Annotated in this window: 5 protein-coding genes; 3 read left to right on the top strand and 2 right to left on the bottom strand. The window is 65.3% G+C overall.

What is annotated here, in order from left to right; genetic code table 11:
* Positions 1-2,306, top strand: a 2,306-nt coding sequence (locus NZM16_RS02150) for a xanthine dehydrogenase family protein molybdopterin-binding subunit (protein ID WP_295478194.1), incomplete at its 5' end; no start/stop codon positions are given.
* Positions 2,307-2,341: 35 nt separating this feature from the next.
* Entirely contained in the window at positions 2,342-3,796 is a 1,455-nt protein-coding gene (locus NZM16_RS02145) for a CoA-acylating methylmalonate-semialdehyde dehydrogenase (protein ID WP_295449823.1), read from the top strand.
* A gap of 180 nt (positions 3,797-3,976) precedes the next feature.
* On the opposite strand, the gene NZM16_RS02140 is transcribed toward NZM16_RS02145, so the two are convergent.
* Positions 3,977-5,722: an alpha-glucosidase gene (locus NZM16_RS02140; RefSeq protein WP_295449826.1), complete on the bottom strand. Its 1,746-nt coding sequence runs from the start codon at positions 5,720-5,722 to the stop codon at positions 3,977-3,979.
* A 153-nt stretch (positions 5,723-5,875) separates the two neighbouring features.
* Positions 5,876-6,595 carry a class I SAM-dependent methyltransferase gene (locus NZM16_RS02135; RefSeq protein WP_295449829.1) on the bottom strand — a complete coding sequence of 240 codons (720 nt, stop codon included), beginning with the start codon at positions 6,593-6,595 and terminating at the stop codon, positions 5,876-5,878.
* A gap of 353 nt (positions 6,596-6,948) precedes the next feature.
* Here NZM16_RS02135 and NZM16_RS02130 point away from each other — a divergent pair, with 353 nt between their 5' ends.
* Complete coding sequence (locus tag NZM16_RS02130) at positions 6,949-7,368, top strand: HIT family protein (protein WP_295478191.1); 420 nt, start codon at positions 6,949-6,951, stop codon at positions 7,366-7,368.
* Positions 7,369-8,009 lie beyond the last annotated feature (641 nt).

The raw sequence follows: 8,009 nt of genomic DNA, 5'->3' as shown, positions 1-8,009 counted from the left end.
GGGGTGCAAGGATGACCATCGGCCAGCGGATCCCGATGCGAGATGGACGTCTGAAAGTCACTGGGCAGCTGAAGTTCGGTGCGGACCTCCGGTTGCCGGATCTGCTCCATGCCCGCTTGGTGCTCAGCCCCTACGCCCACGGCCGTATCCGCGCCATCCGGACGGAACGCGCCCGCGCCGTCCCGGGGGTGGCGGCGGTGCTGACCGCGGCGGATCTCCCGTGGTTCCAGCGGGAACCTGAGAGCCATGCCCGGGCCCTGCTGGCGTGGGAGCGGGTGGTGTATTACGGCCAGCCGGTGGCCGTGGTGCTGGCGGAGAACGAGGCCGCGGCGGCGGACGGAGCCACTCAGGTGGAGGTGGACATCGATCCCCTGCCCGTGCTCATCGATCCGCTGCAGGCGATGTCGGAGGACGCGCCTTGGATCTGGCCGGGGGGACGGCCAGGGGTGCGGGCGGATGCCGGCGCCCACGCCGCCGACATCGGCGGTTCGGAGGGGGGGCCATCTGCCCGCTCCGGAAATATCGCGGATCGCGCTCATTACAAGCGAGGGGATGTCACCCAGGGTTTCCGAGAGGCGGATCTGATCCTGGAGTTCACCTATCGCACCTCTTCCGTCCACCAAGCCTATATCGAGCCTCATACGGCAGCTGCCGCTCTGGATCCGGCGACCGAGACCCTCACCCTTTGGACCAGCACCCAGGATCCCTTCGGGGTGCGGGAGGAGGTGGCGGATTTCCTGGGCTGGCCGGAGAACCGGATCCGCGTGATCCCGACGCCGGTGGGTGGCGGCTTCGGGGGGAAGTTCACCCTGCTGGAGCCCCTCGTCGCCGCCCTGGCCGTCCACAGCCGTCGCCCGGTGCGATTGACCCTTGCCCGCCAGGAGGAGTTCCTGATCGGGACGCCAGCTCATGCCGCGATCATCACGCTGAAGACCGGCGCTCGGCGGGATGGAACGTTGACCGCCCTCCAGGCCCGCCTGATCTTCGACGCCGGCGCCTTCCCGGGCGCCCCCCATCGCATCGCCGCTCACCTCTTAGGCAGTTTTTACCGCTTCCCGCACTACGAGATCGAGGCGGTCGAAGTGCTCACGAACAAGCCGGGGGTGGGGGCTTATCGGGCGCCGGGTGCCCCGCAGGCCCTCTTCGCCTTGGAGTCCCAGATGGATGAGATGGCCCGCCAGCTGGGGCTCGATCCGCTGGAATTCCGGCTGCGGAACGCGATGGAAGAGGGCGATGAGTTGCCCAACGGGAAGCGTTACGGCCCGATCGGCCTGCGGGCGTGTCTGGAGGCCTTGCGGGAGCATCCATTGTGGCGGGAGCGGCGAAAAGGGCCCGGAGAAGGCATCGGGCTGGCGGTGGGAGGATGGCACGGAGGCTTGGAGCCCGCGGCGGCGATGTGCCATGTCGATCGCGATGGCGTGGTGCGGATCTACACGGGCGCGGTGGACCTCCAGGGGACGCACACGGCGATGGCGCAACTGGCGGCGACGATCCTGGGGGTGCCGGTGGAGCAGGTGCGCATCCTCCAGGGCGATACCGATATGGCGCCCTATGCTGGAGCTGCCGGGGGCAGTAAGACCATCTACACGGTCGGCCTGGCGGTGCAACGGGCAGCGGAGGAGGCCCGACAGCAGATCCTGCGGATCGCTTCCGAGTGCCTGGAAGTCGCTCCCGAGGATCTGGAGATCCGGGATGGCCGGATCTACGTGCGGGGCGTTCCAGAGCCCCGCATGAGCCTGGGGGAGGTGGCCGGGCTCTCTCAGCGGTTCGGCGGGAAGTTTGAGCCGGTGGTCGGCCGCGGGTCCTCCGCCCAGACCGAACAGGCCCCCGGCTTCGCCGCTATGCTGGTCCGGGTGCGTGTGGATCCCGAGACGGGGCACGTAACCGTCCGGGAGGCGGTGATCGCTCAGGATGTGGGGCGGGCCATCAACCCGCTGTTGATCGAGGGGCAGATGCACGGGGGCGCAGCCCAGGGCCTGGGATGGGGCCTGTGGGAGGCCCTACGCTATGATGAGAACGGCGTGGCGCTGACGGCTTCGTTTGTGGATTACGCGTTGCCCATCGCCTCGGAGGTCCCGCCCATCGAGGCCCACATCGTGGAGGTGCCCAGTCCCCATGGTCCCTTCGGGGCGCGTGGGGTGGGAGAGCCGCCGGTCGTCCCCGGCGCTGCCGCCGTCGCGAACGCCATCCGGGACGCCCTGGGGGTTCGGATCACCGAGCTCCCGATCACCGCGGAGCGGATCTGGAATGCGTTCACCGCCCATCTGATTGAGGAGACGCGGTTCCAGTATGAGTTCGGATCTTAACGTGATCATCCTCTTCTTATCCTGGGAGGGAGCCTATGGGGGTAGAGGTGCTGCGAAACTACATCAACGGCGAGTGGGTGGCGTCTGCCACGGATCGCCTCCTGGAGGTCCGAAACCCCGCCCTGGATGAGGTCATCGCGCGGGTTCCTCTTTCCACACCGGAAGAAGTGGATCGCGCGGTGGCGGCCGCCCAGGCCGCCTTTGAAACCTGGCGTCAGCTCCCGATCCAGACCCGTGCCCGCTATCTCCTCCGCCTGCGCGATCTGGTAGAACGGCACTTCGATGACTTGGCCCGCGTCATCGTTCAGGAGCACGGCAAGACCCTGGAGGAAGCTCGGGGGGAAATGCAGCGGACCCTGGAAAACATCGAGGCGGCGGCCGGGATGTTTGCCTCGTTGATGGGTTACCATACCCCCCAGATCGCGAGCGGGATCGACGAGGAATGCATCCTGGAGCCGGTGGGCGTCTTCTGCTGCATCGCCCCCTTTAACTTCCCCGCGATGATCCCCTCCTGGTTTTTCCCATATGCCCTGGTGGCCGGCAACACGTATATCGTGAAGCCCTCCGAGATCTGCCCGATGACCCAGAACCGGCTCTTCGAGCTCATCCATCAGGCGGGCTTCCCGCCTGGCGTGATCAACCTAGTGAACGGCGGGAAGGAAGTGGTGGATGTCCTCCTGGCACACCCGGGGATCGCCGGGGTGTCCTTCGTGGGGTCCACGCCGGTAGCCCGCTACGTCTACACCACCGCCACCGCTCATGGCAAGCGGGCGCAATGCCACGGCGGAGCGAAGAACGCCCTGGTGGTGATGCCGGATGCGGCTCTAGAGCAAACGGTCCCGGCGATCCTTTCCTCCGCTTTCGGGTCGGCGGGACAGCGTTGTCTGGCTGGCTCCCTGGTGATCGCGGTGGGGGAGAGCCACCGACCGCTGACGGAGGCGCTGGTGGAAGGTGCCTCCCGGATCCGGGTGGGTTATGGGCTGGAGGAGGGGGTGCAAATGGGCCCGGTGGTCTCCCGGAAAGCCCTGGAGCGCATCCATCGTTACATCGAGATCGGACTGCAGGAAGAGGCGGATCTCATCCTGGATGGCCGGGGGATCCGGGTTCCCGGGTATCCGAACGGCTATTTCATCGGGCCGACGATCTTCGATGGGGTCCAGCCTTCCATGACCATTGCCTGCGAGGAGATCTTCGGGCCGGTGCTGGGGATCATTCGCGCCCGGGATCTGGAGGAAGCCCTCACGGTGATTAATCGCTCCTCCTATGGGAATGCGGCCTCATTGTTTACGCGCGATGGGAAAGCGGCCCGGGAGTTCAAGCTGCGGGTGCGGGCGGGCAATGTGGGGATCAACATCGGCGTGGCCGCGCCGATCGCTCCATATCCTTTCTCAGGCCAGAAGAACTCCTTCTTCGGCGATCTCCACGGCCAGGGGATGGATACCCTCTATTTCTTCACCGATCGCAAGGTGGTGATCACTCGGTGGTTTTGAACGCGCCTCGTTTGCTCGATCATCTTGACTTCGATCCAGCGTTTTGCGCGCGGAGTCTCTTTCGAACGCAGGGGCGAAAGAATTTTTCGCCCCTGCGTTCGTCTCTGCTCAGTCTTTAATGGCTCATAGAGATCTCCGACCCCCAAATCCATGCTGGTTGCTGACGGAATGGCAAGAATCCTATCCGCGTGGATTTGGGGAATGCACCTCTCCCAGGTTCTCCACGATTTCCATAATCGTGATCTCAAAGGGCGCAAGACGCAGTGCCTGCACGCTCTCCTCGCTCCGCTCGGCGCGGTGGGTGGAGAACAGGCAACGTCCCCAGGCGGCGAGGCCCGTAAGAGCCTGGGTCGGGCGGTCGCTCATGTTGATGGCCACCAGACAGGCCTGGCTATCCGGAGGGAGGCGGCGCAGGAAGATCAGGGCCTCCTCCGCGTCCTCCGCCAGCGGGCGATAATCCCCGGCTACCAGCGCAGGAGTGCGCTGACGCAGATGGATCAGGCGCCGATAAAAGGAGAGCAGGGAATCTCCATCCTCCAGCTGATCGGCCACGTTCACGCCCAGCGCGTGGTTGGGATGCACGGGGAGCCACGGCGAGACCCCCGGCGGGCAGAAGCCGGCGTTGGGGCCGGAGGACCACTGCATCGGCGTGCGGCACTTGTCCCGCCCGAACCGGGCGCCCCGGATGACCGCTTCTTCGTGCGGGGTTCCGAACAGCTCCCGTTCCATCTGATACCACCAGCGCCCCAGCGGGTCCTTGAACTGGGCGAGATCGGTGAGAATCAGATCCCGCATTCCGATCTCTTCCCCGTAGTAGAGGAAGGGCGTCCCCCGGAGGGTCAGCATCAGGGCAGCGGCGATGCGGGCGATTTCCAGGTCGTGCTGGCCATCGCCGTAACGGCTCAGGACGCGGGAGACGTCATGGTTGCCCATCGTGTTGCACGGCCACGCGCCGGGGGGCATGCGGCCGAGCCGCTCCCGCTGGTTCGCCCGCACGGCCGCTGGGGTGAGGCGCGGAGCCTTCATCAGCGGAAAATTGAACACCAGATGCAGCTCATCGCGCCCGTTCCCGTAATAGGCGAGATCTTCGGTCTCCCCGACCAGCACGATATCCCCATACGTGTCCACCAGGGCCCGGAGCTCCCGCATCAGATCGTGGACCTCCGGCAGATCCTCCTGGTGGCGGAATATCTCCTGTCGGATGCGCCACAGGCGCTCCCGCTCCGCCTCATCGGAGGCGCCCTGCCATGCCTTCAGCCACTCCGGATAGCTCATCGGGGCTGCGACATCCGGCCACCCAGGGTCCTCGAAGATCGTCCCCACCGCATCCAGTCGGAAGCCGTCCACCCCCCGATCCAGCCAGAAGCGCACTGCGTCAAACATCGCCCGCTTCACCTCGGGGTGGCGCCAGTTGAGGTCGGGCTGTTCCTTGAAGAAGAAGTGGTAGTAATACTGGCCGGTCGCAGGGTCGTATTCCCACGCGGAGCCCCCGAAGGCGGAAAGCCAGTTGTTCGGCGGCCCGCCGGCCTTCCCATCGCGCCAAATATACCAGTCCCGCTTCGGGTTGTCCCGGCTGGATCGGGATTCCTGAAACCACGGATGCTGGTCCGAGGTGTGATTGAGAACCAGATCCAGGATCACCCGGATGTTCCGGCGGTGCGCCTCGTCCAGGAGGCGCTGGAAATCCGCCAGGGTGCCGTATTCCGGAGCCACATCGGTGTAATCGGCCACATCGTAGCCCCAGTCCACCAGCGGGGAGGGGTAGTGGGGACAGAGCCAGATGGCCTCGATCCCCAGATCCTGGAGGTAGTCCAGATGGCGACGGATCCCCTCCAGATCCCCGATGCCGTCCCCATTGGCATCGGCGAAGCTGCGCGGATAGATCTGATAGAAAACCGCTTTCTGCCACCACTTCAGCTCGTGCATGGAAAGCCCTCCTCAGCGGATCGCGCTACGACGTCGATGGAAATGGATCAGGTGGTTGTGATCAAGGCCGGGTTACAGATTCTGGATTGTAAAGGCGATGCCGGAAGGGAGCAATCATTGCGACCCCGCGGGCGATGAGGCGAATCGGCGCCCTCAGGCTTTCCGGAACAGACCCACCAGATGGATCCGCCATCCGCGAAGCGGCGGCCAGGCGGTGAGCCGTTCATACAGGGCGGCCAGGGTGAACAACAGCGGATGGAAGGCCAGATAGGTGGGGTCTTCGATCTCGAACCAGGCGACCTTATGCAGGCCGGCCCGATCGAGGAGACGCCGTAGCTCCCTCGAGGTGTTGGCCCGGTAGAAAACGGGGAAGGTGTCCTGGGGCGCGCGACCGTAGAGGCGTTGCACGAGGGAAGGGCGCAGCCGTTGGGGGATACAACGCCCCAGGGCGATCAGGGGATGGCGCGCGTTCGGCGTCAACAAGAGGAAGTGACCTCCGGGCCTCAGGACGCGGGCGATCTCTTGAAAAACCCGTTCGGGTTCCGGGAGATGCTCGATCACCCAGGTGGAGAGGATCAGATCGAAGGCGCCGGCGGGAAACGGCAGCGCCTCCAGCTGGGCCTGCGCGCGCAGAGGCAGGATGAAATTTTCCTTCAGCGAGAGGAAATCCACGTCTACCCCGACCGCCAGGGCCACCCGATCCCGGAAGCGGCCCAGAACGCCGAACCGACCGCATCCGGCGTCCAGGGCGCGGGCGGTCGGCGAGAGCAGCGGCTCCAGCAGGGCGTTGAACACCTCCCCGGCAGGCCGCCAGCCCGGCCGTCGGGCGCGATATCGAGCGCGATGGAGTTCCTGACGGGGGAGATCGAGCATGCTCCGCAGGCCTGATGGCCGACGCTGGTAGGGGCGAAACGCTTTTCGCCCCTACCCAATTAAGATAAAGCGTTCGCCTTCCGTTTCCGTTGAGCGTATTATACTTTCTCGGGACGTGGGATCTTCTCAACCTGTATGGCGGCCTCCGCAGGAGGAGCGCTCCAGGGACGGCGGAGGGGTAGAGCCCTAGGGCTCGATGGCCGGAGGGGGGCCTATGGGTTCCATCGGGTTCCCGATGCATCGCAGAGGGCGGTGTAGGGCTAAGGGATCGCGTGAAGCGCTTTCTAAATCCGGCGAACCATCGTCACGGCCGGTTTGAGGTGCGAAATGGATCTCTATCGGGAGGGGAGAGAATGAATGGCTGCGTCTTCTGTGCCATCGTGGCGCGTCAGCAGCCTGCGGAGATCGTCTATGAGGATGAACAGACGATGGCCTTCATGGACATCCACCCAGCGAACCCGGGCCACACCTTGGTGATCCCCAAGCGCCATGCGGCGACGATTTTTGATATCGACGAAGAGGACGCGGCGGCGGTGATGCGCACGGCCGTTCGGGTGGCCCGGGCGATCCAGAAGGCGCTGACCCCCGACGGATTGAACCTGGTGCAGAGCAACGGGCGGGCCGGGGGCCAGGAGATCTTCCATCTTCACGTTCATGTGATCCCGCGCTGGGTAGGCGATGGCCTGCGCTTGGCCCGCCCGCCCGTGGTGCGCCGCGAGCGCCCGCTCCCGGAGGTCGCGGCGGAGCTCCGACGGGCCCTGGGATCCACCTAATCGAACCGCTCCCCGCTCCGGTAAGCGGATCAAACATAGGATCCGTCGCCCTTTTGCCGCCTTCCCATCGCCTTCGGCCACCAAAAGGGTAGAGAGGAGATCGGATGGGAGGCGAGGCGAATGGGAAGGGATCAGGCGCTTTCCGCCGATCGCCCTGCCTTCTTGCCTCCAGCCGGAGCCCCGCGTTCGGCTTTGGTGCTCTCCTTCCCGCTTCTCTCCAAGCTTCACTTGCCCCTCGCTGGGAAACCGGCGAGGGGCAAGGGGGGCGATCGGCTGACCGTAAGCCCAAGCGGCTGGCCTTATGGGCTCCTGGGGTTGTGTGCGGCTTCGTGCGGCATGCTGGGAGGGCGATCCCTGCTTGCTCCGCACCCGGATCTTGGCTCCTGTTCATCCAGGTAGAACTCGCCCGTGTAAAAGGGCCCCTGAAGTTCCCCCGACTCTCCACCCCCAGGCCATCAGGCCCATCGCGGGAACGCCCAGGCCGATGGCGTCAGGGCTTTGGCGTGGGTGTAGGGGTCGGAGGAAAGACTCCGATGCATCCCCTGTCGTTCAACGGATCGCTGTCCGAGATATCAAGCAGCCAGGCGCAGTTCTCGAAAGGCTGGGAATATCCGCTGGGACCGAAGTAAACGCCGAAGGTA

This window comes from Thermoflexus sp., from assembly GCF_025055495.1.
In the GTDB taxonomy this organism is placed as follows: Bacteria; Chloroflexota; Anaerolineae; order Thermoflexales; family Thermoflexaceae; genus Thermoflexus.
This window is presented reverse-complemented; position numbering and strand designations above follow the sequence as displayed.